At 71.3% G+C, this 19,232-nt stretch carries 16 protein-coding genes and 1 pseudogene; 8 read left to right on the forward strand and 9 right to left on the reverse strand.

The genetic code is table 11. The features are described 5' to 3' along the window. Positions 1 to 528 (forward strand): annotated as a pseudogene (locus K7B10_RS17975) (2-oxoacid:ferredoxin oxidoreductase subunit beta); the annotation flags it as partial. 42 nt (positions 529 to 570) lie between these two features. Here the strand turns inward: K7B10_RS17975 and K7B10_RS17980 are convergent. Beyond that, positions 571 to 951 carry a winged helix-turn-helix transcriptional regulator gene (locus tag K7B10_RS17980; protein ID WP_229337065.1) on the reverse strand — a complete coding sequence of 127 codons (381 nt, stop codon included), beginning with the start codon at positions 949 to 951 and terminating at the stop codon, positions 571 to 573. A gap of 106 nt (positions 952 to 1,057) precedes the next feature. Here K7B10_RS17980 and K7B10_RS17985 point away from each other — a divergent pair, with 106 nt between their 5' ends. The 3 genes from K7B10_RS17985 to K7B10_RS17995 all read left to right on the forward strand — a co-directional run bounded on the left by K7B10_RS17985 (position 1,058) and on the right by K7B10_RS17995 (position 4,516). Continuing rightward, positions 1,058 to 1,912 (forward strand): SDR family oxidoreductase, encoded by an 855-nt coding sequence (locus tag K7B10_RS17985; RefSeq protein WP_229337067.1) that lies wholly within the window; start codon positions 1,058 to 1,060, stop codon positions 1,910 to 1,912. Between the two features lie 125 nt (positions 1,913 to 2,037). After that, positions 2,038 to 2,991: an EamA family transporter RarD gene (gene rarD, locus K7B10_RS17990; protein WP_229345177.1), complete on the forward strand. Its 954-nt coding sequence runs from the start codon at positions 2,038 to 2,040 to the stop codon at positions 2,989 to 2,991. A gap of 208 nt (positions 2,992 to 3,199) precedes the next feature. Continuing rightward, positions 3,200 to 4,516 carry a M28 family metallopeptidase gene (locus K7B10_RS17995; RefSeq protein ID WP_229337069.1) on the forward strand — a complete coding sequence of 439 codons (1,317 nt, stop codon included), beginning with the start codon at positions 3,200 to 3,202 and terminating at the stop codon, positions 4,514 to 4,516. A gap of 12 nt (positions 4,517 to 4,528) precedes the next feature. Here K7B10_RS17995 and K7B10_RS18000 read toward each other — a convergent pair whose 3' ends face one another. From K7B10_RS18000 to K7B10_RS18015, 4 genes are all read right to left on the reverse strand, one after another. Next, entirely contained in the window at positions 4,529 to 4,924 is a 396-nt protein-coding gene (locus tag K7B10_RS18000; protein WP_229337071.1) for a hypothetical protein, read from the reverse strand. Further along, a complete protein-coding gene (locus tag K7B10_RS18005) occupies positions 4,921 to 5,124 on the reverse strand; it encodes a YlcI/YnfO family protein (RefSeq protein WP_229337077.1) in 204 nt (67 codons plus the stop codon). The genes K7B10_RS18000 and K7B10_RS18005 overlap by 4 nt, the downstream gene beginning before the upstream one ends. A 125-nt stretch (positions 5,125 to 5,249) precedes the next feature. After that, entirely contained in the window at positions 5,250 to 6,482 is a 1,233-nt protein-coding gene (locus K7B10_RS18010; RefSeq protein ID WP_229337079.1) for a LolA family protein, read from the reverse strand. Positions 6,483 to 6,657: 175 nt separating this feature from the next. Beyond that, positions 6,658 to 7,668 (reverse strand): polyprenyl synthetase family protein, encoded by a 1,011-nt coding sequence (locus tag K7B10_RS18015; RefSeq protein WP_229337081.1) that lies wholly within the window; start codon positions 7,666 to 7,668, stop codon positions 6,658 to 6,660. 232 nt (positions 7,669 to 7,900) lie between these two features. On the opposite strand from K7B10_RS18015, the gene K7B10_RS18020 reads away from it, so the two are divergent. Then, positions 7,901 to 9,385, forward strand: coding sequence for a peptide MFS transporter (locus K7B10_RS18020; RefSeq protein ID WP_229337083.1), 1,485 nt, complete (start codon positions 7,901 to 7,903; stop codon positions 9,383 to 9,385). A 12-nt stretch (positions 9,386 to 9,397) separates the two neighbouring features. After that, a complete protein-coding gene (locus K7B10_RS18025) occupies positions 9,398 to 11,395 on the forward strand; it encodes a CocE/NonD family hydrolase (RefSeq protein WP_229337085.1) in 1,998 nt (665 codons plus the stop codon). A gap of 137 nt (positions 11,396 to 11,532) precedes the next feature. On the opposite strand, the gene K7B10_RS18030 is transcribed toward K7B10_RS18025, so the two are convergent. Further along, on the reverse strand, positions 11,533 to 12,354 hold the full coding sequence (locus tag K7B10_RS18030) for an HAD family hydrolase (RefSeq protein ID WP_229337087.1): 822 nt from the start codon (positions 12,352 to 12,354) through the stop codon (positions 11,533 to 11,535). A gap of 141 nt (positions 12,355 to 12,495) precedes the next feature. Between K7B10_RS18030 and fahA the strand changes: the two genes are divergently transcribed. After that, complete coding sequence (fahA, locus tag K7B10_RS18035) at positions 12,496 to 13,722, forward strand: fumarylacetoacetase (protein ID WP_229337089.1); 1,227 nt, start codon at positions 12,496 to 12,498, stop codon at positions 13,720 to 13,722. Between the two features lie 149 nt (positions 13,723 to 13,871). Continuing rightward, the gene (locus K7B10_RS40855; protein WP_267501418.1) at positions 13,872 to 13,994 is read left to right on the forward strand and encodes a hypothetical protein; all 123 of its coding nucleotides are present in this window, start codon (positions 13,872 to 13,874) and stop codon (positions 13,992 to 13,994) included. 57 nt (positions 13,995 to 14,051) lie between these two features. On the opposite strand, the gene nuoN is transcribed toward K7B10_RS40855, so the two are convergent. From nuoN to nuoL, 3 genes are read right to left on the reverse strand one after another with little or no spacing between them, the layout of a single operon-like run. Next, positions 14,052 to 15,671, reverse strand: coding sequence for an NADH-quinone oxidoreductase subunit NuoN (nuoN, locus tag K7B10_RS18040; protein WP_229345179.1), 1,620 nt, complete (start codon positions 15,669 to 15,671; stop codon positions 14,052 to 14,054). 32 nt (positions 15,672 to 15,703) lie between these two features. Beyond that, complete coding sequence (locus K7B10_RS18045) at positions 15,704 to 17,323, reverse strand: NADH-quinone oxidoreductase subunit M (protein WP_229337092.1); 1,620 nt, start codon at positions 17,321 to 17,323, stop codon at positions 15,704 to 15,706. 1 nt (position 17,324) lies between these two features. Beyond that, complete coding sequence (gene nuoL, locus K7B10_RS18050; protein ID WP_229337094.1) at positions 17,325 to 19,220, reverse strand: NADH-quinone oxidoreductase subunit L; 1,896 nt, start codon at positions 19,218 to 19,220, stop codon at positions 17,325 to 17,327. Positions 19,221 to 19,232: the final 12 nt, after the last annotated feature.

A 19,232-nucleotide genomic window follows, 5' to 3' on the forward strand; every position in this document is an offset into this window, starting at 1 on the left:
GAGGCCACCTTCGTGGCCCGGACCGTCGACTCCGACCGCAAGCACCTCACCGAGGTGCTCCGCGCGGCCGCCGACCACCAGGGCACGGCGCTGGTCGAGATCTACCAGAACTGCAACATCTTCAACGACGGCGCCTTCGAGGTCCTCAAGGACAGCACCCAGGCGCAGGAGGCGGTGATCCGGCTGGAGCACGGGCAGCCGATCCGCTTCGGCGCCGACGGCCACAAGGGCGTCGTACGCGACCAGGCCACCGGGGAGCTGGAGGCCGTCACGGTGACCCCCGAGAACGAGTCCCGGATCCTGGTCCACGACGCGCACGCCGCCGGCCCGACCACCGCCTTCGCCCTGTCCCGGCTGGCCGACCCGCACACCCTGCACCAGACGCCCATCGGGGTCTTCCGCAGCGTGGAGCGGCCGGTCTACGACACGCTGATGGCCGAGCAGCTGGAGAGGGCCGTCGACGCCAAGGGGAAGGGCGACCTCAGCACCCTCCTCGCCGGCACCGACACCTGGACGGTCGTCGGCTGACCCGCGCCCGCCGAACGGTCGACGAGGCCCGGAGCCCCTGCCTCAGGAGCTCCGGGCCTCGTCGTACGCGGCCCGCGCCGCCTGCACGTCGGCGGTGCGCCGCTCGGTCCAGCGGGCGAGCGCCCACACCTGCTCGGCGGCCTCGCGCCCCAGCCCGGTCAGGGAGTAGTCCACGCGCGGCGGGATCACGGGCTTGGCGTCGCGCAGCAGGAATCCGTCGCGCTCCAGCGTCTGCAGGGTCTGGGCCAGCATCTTCTCGCTGACGCCGCCCACCTCCCGGCGCAGCTCGCTGAAGCGGTACGGGCGCTCGACGAGCGCGGCCAGCACCAGGACGCCCCAGCGGCTGGTGACGTGCTCCAGCACTCCGCGGGAGGGGCACATCGGGGCCTTCACGCTGACCGAGGGCTGCTCACTTACCTTCATACCAGTACCTTACTTTGAAGTGGGTACTTACGAAAGGTTAGCGCTCTCTCTAGGGTGGTGTCAGACCGCGGAACAGAACACGGTCCCCACGCAAGGAGCGCACCCCATGAGCATCGTCGTCACCGGAGCCACCGGAGCCCTCGGCCGCCTCGTCGTCGAGGAGCTGCTGAAGCAGGTACCCGCCGAGCGCGTCGCCGTCGTCGTCCGCAGCGAGGAGAAGGCCGCCGACCTGGCCGCGCGCGGGGTCGAGGTGCGCGTCGCGGACTACGACCTCCCCGAGACCCTGGCCGGCGCCTTCCACTCCGGCGACCGCGTCCTGCTGATCTCCGGCAACGAGGTCGGCCGCCGGGTTCCGCAGCACCTCGCCGTGATCGCGGCCGCGCAGACCGCCGGCGTCGCCCAGCTCGCGTACACCGGGATCCTCGGCGGCCCCGAGGCCGACTTCGACCTGGCCGCCGAGCACAAGGTCACCGAGCAGGCCATCCTCGACTCCGGCCTGCCCCACACCTTCCTGCGCAACGGCTGGTACCACGAGAACTACACCGGGCACCTGGGCACCGTCCTGGAGCACGGCGCGGTCGTGGGCAGCGCGGGCGCGGGCAGGATCGCCTCCGCCGCACGGGCGGACTACGCCGCCGCCGCGGCCGCCGTACTGACCGGCGAGGGCCACCTGAACCGGGTGTACGAGCTGTCGGGCGACTCCGCGTGGAGCCTGGCGGAGTACGCGGCCGAGGTCGCGGCACAGACCGGCCGGCAGGTCGCGTACAGCGAGGTCCCGGCCGAGGCGCACCTGTCGATCCTCACCGGCGCCGGGGTGCCCGAGGGCTTCGCGGCGATCCTCGTCGACGTGGACGCGGCGATCTCCCGCGGCCGGCTGGCCCACACCGGCGGGGACCTGTCCCGGCTCATCGGCCGCCCGACGACCCCGGTGGCCCACGCGATCGCCTCCGCGCTGGCCTGAGTCCGCCCCGCCGCGGCCGCGCAAGACCCAGGACGTGTCATGAGTATCTCCCGTGAACGGGCATGACATCCGGTTCCCGCGGCGCTACCTTCGTGAAGTTGGCCGAATCACGACTGGAGGGCCCCGTGAAGGCGGAGAACGAGCAACGCACGGGCTTGCTCTACGGATTCGGCGCATACGGGATGTGGGGGCTGGTCCCCCTGTTCTGGCCGCTGCTCAAGCCGTCCGGGGCCATCGAGATCCTCGCCCACCGCATGGTGTGGTCGCTGGGCGTGGTCGGGATCATGCTGCTGGCCATGGGCCGCTGGGCCTGGATACGGGACCTGTTCCGCCGGCCCCGCAAGCTGGCCCTGACGGCGCTGGCCGCCTCGGTGATCTCCGTGAACTGGGGCCTGTACATCTGGGCGGTCAACAACGGCGCGGTCGTCGAGGCCAGCCTCGGCTACTTCATCAACCCGCTCGTCACCATCGCGATCGGCGTGCTGCTCCTCGGCGAGCGGCTGCGCCGGGCGCAGTGGGCGGCGGTCGCCATCGGCGTGGCCGCCGTGCTGGTGCTCGCCGTCGGGTACGGGCGGCCGCCGTGGATCTCGCTGGTCCTGGCCTTCTCCTTCGCCACGTACGGGCTGATCAAGAAGAAGCTCAACATGGGCGGGGTCGAGTCGCTCGCCGCCGAGACCGCGCTGCTGTTCCCGCCCGCCCTCGGCTACCTGCTGTGGCTGGGCGCCCAGGGACGGTCGAGCTTCGCCGCGGAGGGCCTCGGACACGCCTCGCTGCTCGCCGCGACCGGGCTGGTCACCGCGATCCCGCTGGTCTTCTTCGGGGCGGCCGCGATCCGGGTCCCGCTGTCCACGCTCGGGCTGCTGCAGTACCTGGCCCCGGTGTTCCAGTTCGGGCTCGGCGTCGTCTACTTCCACGAGGCGATGCCGCCGGAGCGCTGGGCCGGGTTCTCCCTGGTCTGGGTCGCGCTGGCGCTGCTGACCTGGGACGCGCTGCGCACGGCGCGCAAGAACCGGGCGCGGCTCGAAGCGGCCCGCGCCGCGGCCGGGCCGGTGCCGGCCCCGGCGACCGAGCCGGCGTGACACGCAGGCGCCCCAATACCCCCACGATCCCCGCCACGGAACTTCCGTGGCGGGGATCGTCCGTTTTCCGAACCACCCTGACCGAATCTCGGTCTTGACGGGCAGTCACCCTTCCACTGAACATCAGGCTCGCACTGACGCACGATCGCTCAATTGCGCCACCCCGCACGTTCCGTTCAATCCCCAACGGAATCCCGGAGTCCCCCACATGAGCCTGTCCGTCTCCCGGCGTCTCGCCGCCGTGACCGCGATCGCGGTCGCCGGCCTGTTCGCCTCCACCGCTCCCGCCGCTCTCGCCGCCCCCACGGCGGCGACCGCTGCGCCGACCCCGCCCGACATCCCGGTCGCCAACGTCAAGGCGCACCTGGCGCAGCTGCAGTCCATAGCCACCGCCAACGGCGGCAACCGCGCCCACGGCCGGGCCGGCTACAAGGCCTCGGTCGACTACGTGAAGGCCAAGCTGGACGCGGCCGGTTTCACCACCACCCTGCAGACCTTCACCAGCAGCGGTGCGACCGGCTACAACCTGATCGCCGACTGGCCGGGCGGTGACCCGAACTCGGTGCTGATGGCCGGCTCGCACCTGGACTCGGTGACCGCCGGTCCGGGCATCAACGACAACGGATCCGGCTCGGCCGCCATCCTGGAGACGGCGCTCGCCGTCTCGCGCGCACAGCTCCAGCCCACCAAGCACCTGCGGTTCGGCTGGTGGGGCGCGGAGGAGCTCGGCATGATCGGCTCGAAGTATTACGTGAACAACCTGCCGGCCGCCGAGAAGTCGAAGATCTCCGGCTATCTGAACTTCGACATGATCGGCTCGCCGAACCCGGGCTACTTCGTCTACGACGACGACCCGACCATCGAGCAGACCTTCAAGAACTACTACGCGGGCGTCGGCATCCCGACGGAGATCGAGACCGAGGGCGACGGCCGTTCCGACCACGCCCCGTTCAAGAGCGCGGGCATCCCCGTCGGCGGTCTGTTCTCCGGCGCCGACTACACCAAGACGGCGGCGCAGGCGCAGAAGTGGGGCGGCACCTCCGGGCAGGCCTTCGACCGCTGCTACCACGCCTCGTGCGACACCTCGGCGAACATCAACGACACCGCCCTGGACCGCAACTCGGACGCCATCGCGTACGCGATCTGGAACCTGGGCGCGGCCACCCCGGTCCCGCCGGGCCAGTCCTTCGAGAACACGGCGGACGTGAACATCCCGGACTCCCCCGGCGCCGCGGTGAACTCGCCGATCACGGTCTCCGGCGTCACGGGCAATGCCCCGGCCACCACCAAGGTGGACGTGAACATCGTCCACACCTACCGCGGTGACCTGGTGGTCGACCTGGTGGCCCCCGACGGCACCGTCTACAACCTGCACAACCGCAGTGGCGGCAGTGCCGACAACCTCGTCCAGACGTACACGGTCAACGCGTCGGGCGAGGTGGCCAACGGAGTCTGGAACCTCCGGGTGAAGGACGGGGCGGCGCAGGACACCGGCTACATCAACAGCTGGAAGATCACCTTCTGAGGCGGGAACGGCCTAGGACGGGGCCGTCTGCGGTTCCTGTATGAGGGACCGGAGTTCCTCGGCGACCGCGGCGATGTCGGCGCGGCCCAGCTTGGCCGCCTCGACCAGGTCGCCGAGGTCCTCCGGTGAGGGCAGCTGCTTGGCTCCCGCCACGCGCAGGTACGAGCGCGTGGCGGCGGCCGCGTAGAACTCGTTCATCGGCGATTCCAGCGCCGGGCACACCGCGAGGGTGTGCAGAAACGCGGCGGCCCGCCACGCGGTGTCCGGGGCGGGCTGTTCGGGCACCAGGACGAGGTCGTTCTGGTGCCGGGCGACCGCGGCGGCCACCCCGGAGGGATCCCACACGGCGGGATCTGACGGGAGATGGTGGGCCAGAGCGGTCCAGGCCCACTCCATGGTGATCTTCAATTGCCGAACCGCTCCTGGAAGTAGCTCCAGTGGTCGGCGAATTCCTCGATCCCGGACAGGAAGTTCTTCCGGTCCTCGTCGAGCTCGCGTTCCGTCACCTCGGTGATCAGCGCGGTGACCGTCGTCCCCAGTGCCGCCGCGCGCGCTTTGAGGCGCTCGTGGAACTCTTCGTCCAGGCGGATGGTGACGTGTCTCGACATGCTTTTCACGGTACAGCGGGCCCGCTGTACACAGGGCCGGAACGGCCGAAGGGTGGGCAGGGACACAGTCCCCGCCCACCCTTCGCACAGCTCTACGGCTCCACGGCCCTACCGGGCTTGCGGCCCTACTTGTTGGCGTCGGCCGCCTGCACCAGCGCGTCCTTGGTGACCGCGCCGACGTACACCTTGCCGTCGTCCGTGATCAGGGCGTTGACCAGGCGGGTCTTGAAGACCCGGCCCTCGCCGAACTTGCCGGTGACCTTGCCTCCGAGGGAGTCGAAGAACTGCTTGGCCTCCTTCGGGGCGTCCTTGCCGTTCGCGGACTTCTCAAGGTCCTGCAGGCCCTTGCCGGCACCCGTGTCGATGCGGGCGATGGTCGCCCAGCCCTCGCCGAGCACCTTCGTCTCGCCGCCCTTGCCCGCGCCGCCCATGCCGCCGGTCAGCGCGTCGAGGCCGGGGAAGGAGTCCAGGCCCTTGAACTCCTTGCCGTGGCCGTCCTTGCCGTGGCCCTCCTTGCCGGCCTCGGCAGCGTCCTCGGTCACCTTGGCGCCCTTGGGCGCGGTGAACGCGAACGTGTCGGCGGACGGCTTGGCGAAGTCCACCTTGGTGAACCCGGCGTCGACGATGGGCTTGCCGCCCTCGGCCGCCAGCAGCTGCACCCGCAGCGGCACGCCGTTCTTGGCGTCCACCGCGATCTTGACCGAGCCGACGGTGGATCCGCTCTGCTTCGGCTTCAGCACCAGCTGGTACGCGTCCCGGCCGGCCACCTGCGCGGTCTCGCCCACGCTGACGTCCGTGGTCGGGCCGGCGGCCTTCAGCACGTCCTGGGCCAGCTGCTGCGGTGAGGCGCCGCCGAGTCGCTCGGCCGTCTTCTTCTGGTCCTTGCCGGCTGCCGCCCCGGGGTTCTTCTCGTGCCAGACCTCGTTGGCCTTGCTGTCGTACCCCCAGACGTCGGCGCCGTTGTGGATGAGGCTGTACTCGTCCTTGCCGTCCACGAACGTGAGTTTCTGGCGGTCCGGGCCGTCGGCCGCGACGCGCACGGTGTGCGAGCCGTTGGCCAGCTGCGCGATCTTGTCCTCGGGGTTGGCCGAGCCGCCCGCGACGCCCCCGCCGCCGAGGAGGCCGCTCGCCAGCTTCGGCAGACCCAGGTCGGTGCTGATCTTCGCGCTGCCGGACAGCTGCTGCACATCGGAGGCCGCGACCTTCTCGATGAGCTGCTGCGCGGTCATCTTCGGCAGGTCGGGGCCGCCGGAGTTCGCGAAGGCCGGGACCATCGCCACGGTCGCGGCGGCCACACCCGCCACCGCTACCGGTACGGCGTACCGGGCGGCCTTGCGGGTCTTTGCGTTCGTTGCCATGTCTGCCCTACCTCTGTGTCACCCGTTCTGGTGTGTCTCCATGGGACCAAAGGAGAGGGGGTCGGGGCGTCACTCCCCGGGGCCAACTCGGCGTACGCCCCAGGGATGACACGGCGAGGGCCCGGCATCCCCCACCCGTAGGGGATGCCGGGCCCTCGCCCGGGTCGGACGGCCGTCAGCCGGCGCGGTGCACCACCGCGTCGCACAGCTCCTCGAGCGCCGACTTCGCGAAGCCCTCCGGCAGCGGCGCCAGCGCGGCCCGCGCCTCCTGCGCGTACCGGACGGTGTCGCGGCGGGCCTGCTCGAGCGCGGGGTGCACCCGCAGCCGGGCGAGCACCTGCGCGTGCAGGGCGTCGTCGGTCAGGTCCCCGTCGAGGAGGCGCACGAGCTCCAGGTCGTCGGGGTCGCCGCCCTGGGCGGCCATCTCGCGCAGCCGCAGCACGGGCAGCGTCGGGATGCCCTCGCGCAGGTCCGTCCCCGGGGTCTTCCCGGATTCGTGCGCGTCGGAGGCGATGTCCAGGACGTCGTCGGCGAGCTGGAAGGCGATGCCGAGGCGCTCGCCGTACTGGGTCAGGATGTCGACGACCGACTCGTCGGCGCCGGACATCAGCGCGCCGAACCGGCCGGAGACCGCGATCAGCGAGCCGGTCTTGCCGGCCATGACGTCGAGGTAGTGGGCGACCGGGTCGCGGCCGTCTCGCGGGCCGGCCGTCTCCAGGATCTGGCCGGTGACCAGCCGCTCGAAGGCCTCGGCCTGGATGCGTACGGCCTCCGGCCCGAGGTCGGCCAGGATGTGCGAGGCGCGGGCGAACAGGAAGTCACCCGTCAGGACGGCCACCGAGTTGCCCCAGCGGGCGTTGGCGCTGGCCACGCCCCGGCGCTCGTCCGCCTCGTCCATGATGTCGTCGTGGTAGAGCGTCGCCAGGTGGGTGAGCTCGACGACCACCGCGGCGGGCACGATGCCGGGCGCGTAGGGGTCGCCGAATCGGGAGGCGAGCATCACCAGCAGCGGCCGGAACCGCTTGCCCCCGGCGCGCAGCAGGTGCTGCGCGGCATCGGTGATGAAGGGGACTTCGCTCTTGGTGGCCTCCAGCAGACCCGCCTCGACGGCGGCCAGTCCGGCCTGGACATCGGTCTCAAGAGCCTGGTCCCGCACGCTCAGTCCGAACGGCCCGACGACGGTCACGAGGGGTACTCCTGTCTGCTGACGATCACGGTGACGATCACCTGGATTGTCGATGTGTCGCTGCCATCACTCAAGCCAGCGTATCCGGTCTGTTTTCGATCACCGAGAGCGGCCGTCATGTCGCCACCCGCGCACCGCCCGATGCGCACCGGTATGTTCGTGAGGAGCCGAAACAACCGGAGAATACGTTTTGTCCAGAACTGTCACCGCAACAGAGGAACCGGCGGAGCCGGTGGACCCGGAGGCGGACCAGCCGCCGCCCGGAGACGACCACGCTTTCCTCGGGCACCCCCGGGGCCTCGCCACGCTCTCCGGACTGGAGGTCTGGGAGCGCTTCTCGTTCCTCGGCATGCAGGCCATCCTCGTCCTCTACTTCGCGGACACGGTGGCCAACGGCGGCCTGGGGATGAACCCGGGCACCGCGGCCTCCGTCGCGGCGGCCTACGGGACCATGGTCTACCTCGTCTCCGTCGCCGGCGGGTGGCTCGCCGACAGGATCCTCGGTTCGTACCGCGCCGTGCTCTGGGGCGGCATCCTGATCGCCTGCGGCCACTACGCCATGGCGGTGCCGACGGCCGCCATGACCTGGACGGGCCTCGGCCTGATCAGCGCGGGCACCGGCCTCCTCAAGCCCAACGTGGCCAGCATGGTCGGCAAGCTGTACCGGACGAGCGACGACCGGCGCGACGCCGGCTTCGCCCTCTACTACACGTCCATCAACATCGGCGCCTTCGCCGGACCCCTGATCACCGGCTGGCTCGGCGAGCACCAGGGCTGGCACTGGGGCTTCTCCGCCGCCGCCGTCGGCATGACCGCGGGCCTGGTGCAGTACGTCCTGGGCCGCCGCCATCTGGCCGGGCGAAAGCACTCGGCCGAGTACGCCCTCGCGCCCGACGCGATGCGCCGCGCCGTGCGGTGGATCGTCGCCGGACTCCTCGCCGCGGGCGCGCTCGCCACCCTTCTGGCGGGCCTCGGCGTGCTCACCATGGACCGCTTCGTCGACCTGCTCACGCTCGTCTCGGTGATCGCGCCCGCCGTCTACTTCGCGGTGATGTTCCGCAGCCCGCGGGTGACGCGCGAGGAGCGCGGGCGGCTGCGCCCGTACGTGGTGCTCTTCCTGGCCTCGGTCGCCTTCAACTTCATCCTCTTCCAGGCGTACTCGACGATGATGCTGCTCGCGTCGACGAGCGCCCGGACCGAGATCCTGGGCTTCCACTTCCCCGCGAGCTGGTACGCCTCCGCGCTCGGCGCGTTCGAGGTGGCGCTCGCCCCGGTCGTGGCCGCGCTGTGGGTCCGGATGGGCCGCCGCCAGCCGCACGCCTCGAACAAGATCGCCATCGGCGTGATCCTGGGCGGCCTGTCCTTCCTGCTGATGGTCATCCCCACCTCGGGGCACGGCGGGGAGGCGTACCAGATGGCCGCCTGGTGGATCGTCGGCTCGTACCTGCTGCTCGGACTCGGCGACGTCCTGCTGGAGACCTCCGGCATGTCGGCCACCACGAAGCTCGCCCCGAAGGCCTTCGCCAGCCAGACCATGGCGCTGTGGTTCCTCTCGCTGGCCCTGGCCAACGGCATCCAGGCGCAGGTCGTCAAGGTCTACGGCCAGGTGTCCGCCCCCGCGTACTTCGGCGTCAACGGCGCGATCGCGGTGGTGGCCGGCCTGGCCGTGATCGCGCTCGCGCCGTGGCTGCGGCGCACGATGCACCCCGTCCACTGAGGTGGTTGCCGAATGATCATCCGTACCGAGTTCCCGTACGAGACGGCGCACGAGGACGTCCGGATCCCGATGCCCGACGGTGTCGAGCTGTACGCCCGGATCTGGCGCCCGCTGACCGACGAGCCGGTCCCGGCCCTGCTGGAGTACCTGCCGTACCGGCTGACCGACTGGACCGCGCCCCGCGACTGGCAGCGCCACCCCTGGTACGCGGGCCACGGCTACGCCTCGGTCCGGGTGGACGTACGGGGCCACGGCTGCAGCGGCGGGAACCCGGGCGACGAGTACGACGCGCGGGAACTGGCCGACGGGACGGCGGTGGTGCAGTGGCTGGCGGAGCAGCCGTGGTGCACGGGGTCCGTGGGGATGTTCGGGATCTCGTGGGGCGGGTTCAACTCCCTCCAGATCGCGGCGCTGGCCCCCGAGGCCCTGAAGGCGGTCGTCACGGTCTGCTCGACGGACGACCGGTTCGACAACGACGTCCACTACATGGGCGGCTCGGTGCTGGCCGTGGACATGCACGCCTGGGCCGCGACCATGCTGGCCTTCGCGGCGCGGCCGCCGGACCCGCTCTTCGCCGGGGACGGCTGGCGGGAGCAGTGGCTGGCGCGGCTGGAATCCGTCGAACCCCTGATCCACACCTGGCTCGCCCACCAGACGCGGGACGACTACTGGCGCCACGGCAGCGTCTGCGAGGACTACCCGGCGATCGGCGCCGCCGTGCTGGCGGTGGGCGGCTGGCACGACCCGTACCGGGACACCGTGCTGCGGCTGGTCTCGCACCTGCCCGCCGACCGGGTGCGGGGGCTGATCGGCCCGTGGTCGCACCAGTACCCGGACCGGGGGCTGCCGCCCGGACCGGCGATCGGGTTCCTGCAGGAGACCCTGCGGTGGTGGGACCACTGGCTGAAGGGCGCGGAGAACGGGGTGATGGACGAGCCGCTGCTGCGGTCCTGGATCTCGGAGTCCCACCCTCCGGCGACCACGTACGAGGTGCTGCCGGGGCGCTGGGTCGGGGACGCCGAGTGGCCGTCCCCGGCCGTCACCCCGGTCACGTACGCACTCCAGGGCGCACCGGTGACCGTGGCCTCGCCGCAGCACACGGGGCTGGACGCGGGGCGGTTCTTCCCCTTCGGCAACGAGGCGGACCTGCCGCCGGACCAGCGGGAGGAGGACGCGAAGTCGGCCTGCTTCGAGTTCCCGGTGGGGCGCGAGCCGGTGGAGGTCCTGGGCCGCGCGCAGGTGACGGCCCGGCTGCGGATGGACGTCCCGTACGGGCAGGTGGTGGCGCGGCTGTGCGATGTGGCGCCCGACGGGTCCTCGACTCTGGTGACGCGGGGCGCGCTGAACCTCTCGGCGCGGCTGGGGCGGGACAAGGCGGTCCCGTGGCCGGTGGGCGCGTACGAGGACGTGGTGTTCGAGCTGAACGGCATCGGGCACCGGTTCGCGGCGGGGCACCGGATCCGGCTCGCGCTGTCGTCGGCGTACTGGCCGTGGATCTGGCCGCGGGCCGGCTCGGAGGCGGGGTGGACGCTGGATCCGGCGGGGAGTGCGGTGGTCCTGCCGGTCCGCTCCGCGGGGCCGGAGCCGGAGGTCGGCTTCGAGCCGCCGGAGCAGGCGGAGCCGCTGGGGGTGTCGTACCCGGCCACGCTGGACGAGCCGCGGCCGGAGCGGCTGGTCGTACGGGACGTGGCGCGCGGACGGTGGCGGCTGGAGGTGGACCCCCGGTACGGGGGGACGCGGGTGTATCCGGACGGGCTGGAGTACGGGGAGGACGCGGAGGAGGTCTACGAGATCGACTCGGCGGACGCGCTGTCGGCGCGGACGCGCTCGCGGTGGCGGATCCGGTTGCACCGGCCGGAGTCGGGGTGGGACGTGCGGGTGGAGACCCGGTCGGAGATCTCGTGTGACGCGGGCGGGTTCCTGACCTCGAACGAGGTGGTGTGCCGGGAGGGGGAGGAGATCCTCTTCCACCGGACGTGGGAGAGGCGGCTGCCGAGGGCGGCGGGCTGAGGGCGGCGGGCCGAGGGCCCCGCGGGGCCGGTCCCCCACCCGCCTCCCCCTTTCCCCGGGGCCGCGCCCGGACCCGGGAAGGGCCGGACGCGGGAAGGGCCGGCCCTTCCCGGGTCCGGGCGCGGCCCCGGGGCGGATCAGCCGCGGTAGAGGCGTTCCAGGACCACCGCGATGCCGTCCTCCTCGTTGGAGAGGGTCAGCTCGTCGGCCACCGCCGTCAGTTCGCGGTGGGCGTTGGCCATGGCCACTCCGTGGGCCGCCCACGCGAACATCGGGATGTCGTTCGGCATGTCGCCGAAGGCGATCGTCGAGGACGGGCCGACGCCCAGCTCCTGCGCCGCCAGTTCCAGGCCGCTCGCCTTGCTGACGCCCGGCGGCTGGAGCTCCACCGTGTGCTCCCCCGCCATCGTCACGTTCACCAGGTCCCCGACCACCCCGCGCGCCACCCGCGTCAGCTCGTCGTCGTCGAGCTCCGGGTGCTGGAGCAGCACCTTGTTGATCGGCGCGGCCCACAGGTCGGCGCGCCTGCGCACCCGGACCGTCGGCAGGTGCGGATGCCACATCCGGTAGCCCGGCCCTATCAGCATCTCGGCGTCCAACCCCTCCTGGTTGACCGCCGCGTACACCTCGCCGATCTCCGCCTCGATCTTCCCGAGCGCCACCTCGGCCAGTTCCCGGTCCAGCGCGACGGAGTGCAGCAGGCGCGCGGCCGCCGTGTCGTACACCTGCGCGCCCTGCCCGCACACCGCGAGCCCCGTGTACCCGAGGTCGTCGAGTACGTGACGGACCTGCGGGACGGGGCGTCCGGTGACGATGATGTGCTGGGCGCCCGCGGCGCGCGCCGTCGCGAGCGCCGCGTACGAGCGGGCGGAGACGGTGTCTCCGGCGCGCAGCAGGGTCCCGTCCAGGTCAGTGGCGATCAAGGCGAACGGGAGGGCCGAAAGCGGAGCGGAAGTCACGGCGCAAGGATACGGACCCCTTTGGACAAGTCCTACAAATAGAACCCCAATCCGGCCTCCCACCGGCCCCACTGGCCACGTAACGTATCAACCAGCCCCCGGGACACCCCCCGGTCCGCATCGAAAGCGAGGCAGTACCCCATGCCCCAGCAGAGCCCCCTCGATGTCCCCGAGGGCGACCCGTTCGGGCCGCACAACCTCCCGTACGGCGTCTTCTCGACCGCCGCGGAGCCCGCCCGCCGTCGCATCGGCGTGCGCATCGGCGGACACGTGCTCGACGCGGGGGCGGCCGCGGCCGCGCTCGGTTCCCCGTACGCCGCGCTGCTCGGGCAGGCCTCGCTCAACCCGCTGCTCGCCGCCGGCCGCACCGCCTGGCGCGACGTGCGCCGCGCGCTGACCGCGTGGGTGACCGATCCCGGCCACCGCGGGACGGTCGAGCCGCACCTCCTGCCGCTCGACGCCGTCACCCTGCACCTGCCGTACGAGGTCGCCGACTACGTCGACTTCTACGCGAGCGAGCACCACGCCACCAACGTGGGCCACATCTTCCGCCCGGACGGCGAGGCGCTGACCCCCAACTGGAAGCACCTGCCGATCGGTTACCACGGCCGCTCCGGCACGATCGTGGTCTCGGGGACGGACGTCGTACGGCCCTCCGGGCAGCGCAAGACCCCGGCCGACGCCGCGCCCGTCTTCGGGCCGTCCGTCAAGCTCGACATCGAGGCGGAGGTCGGCTTCGTCGTCGGCACCCCGTCCGAGCAGGGCCGTCCGGTTCCGCTGGCCGACTTCGAGGACCACGTCTTCGGGCTGTTCCTGCTCAACGACTGGTCGGCGCGCGACATCCAGGCCTGGGAGTACGTGCCCCTCGGCCCCTTCCTCGGCAAGTCCTTCGCCACCTCCGTCTCCGCCTGGGTCACCCCGCTGGAGGCCCTGGAGACGGCCCGGGTGGCCCCGCCCGCCCGCGACTTCCCCCTCCTGCCGTACCTCGACGACGCCGAGGCCGACCGGCCCGGCGGCTTCGACCTGCACATCACCGTCTCCATCAACGGGCAGGAGGTGGCGCGGCCGCCGTTCGCGACCATGTACTGGACCGCCGCCCAGCAGCTCGCGCACATGACGGTCAACGGCGCCTCCCTGCGCACCGGCGACGTCTACGGCTCGGGCACCGTCAGCGGCCCCGAGGTCGGGCAGCGCGGCTCGCTGCTGGAGCTGACGTGGAACGGCCGCGACGCCATCGAGCTCGCCGACGGCAAGCGCACGTTCCTCGAGGACGGCGACACCGTCACCCTCACCGCCTGGGCCCCGGGCCCCGAGGGCACCCGCGTCGGTCTCGGCGAGGTCACCGGCCGCATTGTGGGATCCCGCTAGTCCGCCCTGCGGGACGAATGACGGCACCGGGGTGGCGGAACTTTCCGCCACCCCGGCGTCGTAGCCGGTCGCAGACCTGCCGCTGAGCCTCGCGGATCCCCGGCGACACGCTGGAGCGACTCGCGGGACGCCAGTTCGTGGGAGCACTGGTGAACCCGGAAGAGAGCTGGCCGGAGCCACCCGAGGGCGGCTGGAACGCGGACGACCTGGACGCATTTCCCCTCGCCCTCGACCTCACCGAGATCACCTCGAAGCATCGACAGCCCGAGTAGCCGCGCGGGCACGGCGAAGGGCCCGGCCCCCGAGAGGACCGGGCCCGTACCGCGGCGTCAGCGGACGAACGTGCTCGCCTGGCCCGCCAGGTCCAGGAAGTACTGGGGTGCCACACCCAGGACCAGGGTCACCGCCACGCCCACCGCGATCGTCGTCATCGTCAGCGGCGACGGGACGGCCACCGTCGGACCGTCCGCCTTCGGCTCGCTGAAGAACATCAGGACGATCACCCGGATGTAGAAGAACGCGGCGATCGCGGACGAGATCACACCGACCACGACCAGTACCCCGGCGCCGCCCTCCGCCGCCGCCTTGAACACGGCGAACTTCCCGGCGAAGCCGGAGGTCAGCGGGATGCCGGCGAACGCCAGCAGGAACACCGCGAAGACCGCCGCCGTCAGCGGCGAACGGCGGCCCAGACCGGCCCACTTCGACAGGTGCGTCGCCTCGCCGCCGGCGTCGCGCACCAGCGTGACCACCGCGAACGCGCCGATCGTCACGAAGGAGTACGCGCCCAGGTAGAAGAGGACGGACTGGACCCCCTGCGCCGACGTCGCGATCACACCGGCCAGGATGAAGCCCGCGTGCGCGATCGAGGAGTAGGCCAGCAGCCGCTTGACGTCGGTCTGGGTCACCGCGATCACGGCGCCGGCCAGCATCGTCAGGATCGCCACGCCCCACATCACCGGCCGCCAGTCCCACCGCAGTCCGGGCAGGACCACGTACAGCAGGCGGAGCAGCGCGCCGAACGCCGCCACCTTCGTCGCGGCCGCCATGAAGCCGGTGACCGGGGTCGGGGCGCCCTGGTAGACGTCCGGGGTCCACATGTGGAACGGGACCGCGCCGACCTTGAAGAGCAGGCCCGTCAGGATCAGCGCTCCGCCGATCAGCAGCAGCGCGTCGTTGCCCATGGTGTCGGCGAGCGCCGGGTCGATCTTGGTGACGGTGCCGTCGACCACGTCGGCGATCGCCGCGTACGAGACCGAGCCCGCGTACCCGTAGACCAGGGCGATGCCGAAGAGGAGGAAGGCCGAGGAGAAGGCGCCGAGCAGGAAGTACTTGACCGCGGCCTCCTGCGACATCAGCCGCTGGCGGCGGGCGACGGCGCAGAGCAGGTACAGCGGGAGGGAGAAGACCTCCAGGGCCACGAACAGCGTCAGCAGGTCGTCGGCCGCCGGGAAGATCAGCATGCCGGCGACCGCGAACAGGGCCAGCGGGAAGACCTCGGTGGTGGTGAAGCCCGCCTTGACGGCGGCCTTCTCGCTCTCGCTGCCCGGTACGGACGCCGCCTGCGCGGCGAAGGAGTCCACCCGGTTGCCGTGGGCGGCCGGGTCCAGCCGCCGCTCGGCGAAGGTGAAGACGGCGACGATCGCGGACAGCAGGATGATCCCCTGGAGGAACAGCGCCGGGCCGTCCACGGCCACGGCGCCCATCGCCGCGATGTGCGCCTTGTCGCCGCCGTACCCGCCGGCGGCGAGGCCGACGACCGCCGCGAAGGCCGAGGCCAGAGCGGCGACGGCGAGGAACACCTGCACGTAGTAGCGGGACCTGCGCGGTACGAAGGCCTCGACGAGGACTCCGAGGACCGCCGCGCCCACCACGATCAGGGTCGGCGCGAGCTGCGCGTACTCGATGTGCGGGGCCGGGATCCGGTCGATCGGCTCCCCGGCCGCCAGCGTCAGCAGCCCATGGGCCGCAGCCGTGGTGCTCACTTCGCCGCCTCCCCGTTCTTGGCCTCGACGGCCACCTGTGGCTTCGGATCCTTCTCGTGTACGTCGGACAAGGTGTGCTCCACCGCCGGGTTGATGATCTGGGTGAGCGGCTTCGGGTACACGCCCAGCCCGATCAGCAGCACGATCAGCGGGGCGACCACCAGCACCTCGCGCAGGCGCAGGTCCTGCATGGTGCGGACCTCCTCCTTCACGGGGCCGGTCATCGTGCGCTGGTAGAGCACCAGGGTGTAGAGCGCGGCCAGCACGATGCCGATGGTGGCGATGATGCCGATGACGGGGTACCGGGCGAACGTGCCGACCAGGACCAGGAATTCGCTGACGAAGGGCGCGAGCCCCGGCAGCGACAGGGTGGCGAGGCCGCCGATCAGGAAGGTGCCGGCCAGCACCGGGGCCACCTTCTGCACACCGCCGTAGTCGGCGATGAGCCGGGAGCCGCGGCGCGAGATCAGGAAGCCGGCGACCAGCATCAGGGCGGCCGTCGAGATCCCGTGGTTGACCATGTAGAGCGTCGCGCCCGACTGCCCCTGGGAGGTCATCGCGAAGATGCCCATGATGATGAACCCGAAGTGGGAGATCGAGGCGTACGCGACCAGGCGCTTGATGTCCCGCTGTCCGACCGCGACCAGCGCGCCGTAGACGATGCTGATCAGCGCCAGGACGAGGATCGCCGGCGTGGCCCACTTGCTGGCGTCGGGGAACAGCCCGAGGCAGAAGCGGAGCATCGCGAAGGTGCCGACCTTGTCGACGACCGCGGTGATCAGGACGGCGACCGGGGCGGTCGCCTCGCCCATCGCGTTCGGCAGCCAGGTGTGCAGCGGCCACAGCGGGGCCTTCACCGCGAAGGCGAAGAAGAAGCCGAGGAACAGCAGCCGCTCGGTGTTGGTCGCCATGTCGAGCGTGCCCGCGGCGCGGGCGGCGGTGATCTCCTGGAGCGAGAAGTTCCCGGCGACCACGTACAGGCCGATCACGGCGGCCAGCATGATGAGGCCGCCGACCAGGTTGTAGAGGAGGAACTTGACCGCCGCGTACGAGCGCTGCGCGGCCGCGTTCTCGTCGGTGCCCCCCGCCGCGGCAGCGGCTGATCGGGAGGAAGTGGCCCGGTCCCCGAAGCCGCCGATGAGGAAGTACATCGGGATGAGCATGGCTTCGAAGAAGATGTAGAAGAGGAAGACGTCGGTGGCCTCGAAGGAGATGATCACCATCGCCTCGACCATCAGGATCAGGGCGAAGAAGCCCTGGGTGGGACGCCAGCGCTGACTCTTGTTCTCCAACGGGTCGGCATCGTGCCACCCAGCCAGGATGATGAACGGGATCAGCAGCGCGGTGAGCGCGATCAGCGCCACCCCGATGCCGTCGACGCCCAGTTCGTAGCGGACGCCGAAGTCGGCGATCCAGGCGCGCGATTCGGTGAGCTGGTAGCGGGCTCCACCGGGCTCGAAGCGGACCGCGACGAGCACGGCCAACGCCAGTGTCGCCAGCGAGAAGAGCAGCGCCAGCCACTTGGCGGCGGTCCTGCGGGCGGCCGGGACGGCCGCCGTCAGGACGGCGCCGACCGCGGGGAGCGCGGCCGTCACCGTAAGAAGCGGGAAACTCATCTCACACCGCCCTCATCAGCAGGGTCGCGGCGATGAGGATCGCCGTGCCCCCGAACATCGAGACCGCGTAGCTGCGGGCGTAGCCGTTCTGCAGCTTGCGCAGCCGGCCCGAGGCCCCGCCGACCGCGGCGGCCGTCCCGTTGACCGCCCCGTCGACCAGGCTGTGGTCGACGTACACGAGCGAGCGGGTCAGGTGCTCCCCGCCGCGCACCAGCACGACGTGGTTGAAGTCGTCCTGGAGCAGGTCCCGCCGGGCCGCCCGGGTGAGGAGCGAGCCGCGCGGGGCGACCACCGGAACGGGCCGCCGGCCGTACATCGACCAGGCGATGCCGACGCCGACGACCAGGACGACCATGGTGGACGCGGTCACCGTCATGGCGCTGACCGGCGAGTTGCCGTGCTCGTAGCCGGTGACGGGCTCCAGCCACTTCAGGAAGCGCTCGCCGATCTCGAAGAACGCGCCGGCGAACACCGACCCGAACGCCAGGATGACCATCGGGATGGTCATGGACTTCGGGGACTCGTGCGGGTGCGGCTCGTGCCCCGCCGCGTCCGGCTGCCAGCGCTTCTCGCCGAAGAAGGTGAGGAGCATGACCCGAGTCATGTAGAAGGCGGTGATGCCGGCGCCCAGCAGGGCGACCCCGCCGAGGATCCAGCCCTGGGTACCGCCCTTGGCGAAGGCCGCCTCGATGATCATGTCCTTGGAGAAGAAGCCGGACAGACCCGGGAAGCCGATGATCGCCAGGTAGCCGAGGCCGAAGGTGACGAAGGTGACCGGCATGAACTTCCGCAGGGCGCCGTACTTGCGCATGTCCACCTCGTCGTTCATCCCGTGCATCACGGAACCCGCGCCGAGGAAGAGGCCGGCCTTGAAGAAGCCGTGCGTCACCAGGTGCATGATCGCGAAGACGTATCCGACGGGGCCGAGGCCCGCGGCCAGGATCATGTACCCGATCTGCGACATCGTCGACCCGGCGAGGGCCTTCTTGATGTCGTCCTTCGCGCAACCGACGATCGCACCGAAGATGAGCGTGACCGCGCCCACGATGGTGACCACCAGCTGGGCGTCCGGCGCCCCGTTGAAGACGGCGGCCGAGCGGACGATCAGGTACACGCCCGCCGTCACCATCGTCGCCGCGTGGATCAGGGCCGAGACCGGGGTCGGGCCCTCCATCGCGTCCCCGAGCCAGGACTGGAGCGGTACCTGGGCCGACTTGCCGCAGGCGGCGAGCAGCAGCATCAGGGCGATCGCCGTCAGCTTGCCCTCGGTCGCGTTCCCCACGGAGGCGAACACCGGGCCGAAGGCGAAGGTCCCGAAGGTGGTGAACAGCAGCATGATCGCGATCGACAGGCCCATGTCGCCGACCCGGTTGACCAGGAAGGCCTTCTTCGCGGCGGTCGCCGCGCTGGGCTTGTGCTGCCAGAAGCCGATGAGCAGGTACGAGGCGAGGCCGACGCCCTCCCACCCGACGTACAGCAGCAGGTAGTTGTCGGCGAGGACCAGCAGCAGCATCGCCGCGAGGAACAGGTTGAGGTAGCCGAAGAAGCGGCGGCGGCGCTCGTCGTGCTCCATGTACCCGATGGAGTAGATGTGGATGAGCGTGCCGACCCCGGTGATCAGCAGGACGAAGGTCATCGACAGCTGGTCGAGCTGGAAGGCCACGTCCGCCTGGAAGCCCTCGACGGGGATCCAGGTGTACAGCTTCTCGTACAGGGTCCGGTCCTCGGCGCCGCGCCCGAGCAGGTCGGCGAACAGGACCACGCCGATCCCGAAGGAGGCGGCGGCGAACAGGGTGCCGAGCCAGTGCCCGGCCTTGTCGAGGCGCCGGCCGCCGAGAAGCAGCACCACCGCTCCGAGCAGGGGCGCCGCGATCAGCAGCCCAATCAGATTCTCCACTGTGAGCGCCCC

The sequence above is a fragment of the Streptomyces flavotricini genome (genome assembly GCF_020639365.1).
In the GTDB taxonomy this organism is placed as follows: domain Bacteria; phylum Actinomycetota; class Actinomycetes; order Streptomycetales; family Streptomycetaceae; genus Streptomyces; species Streptomyces flavotricini.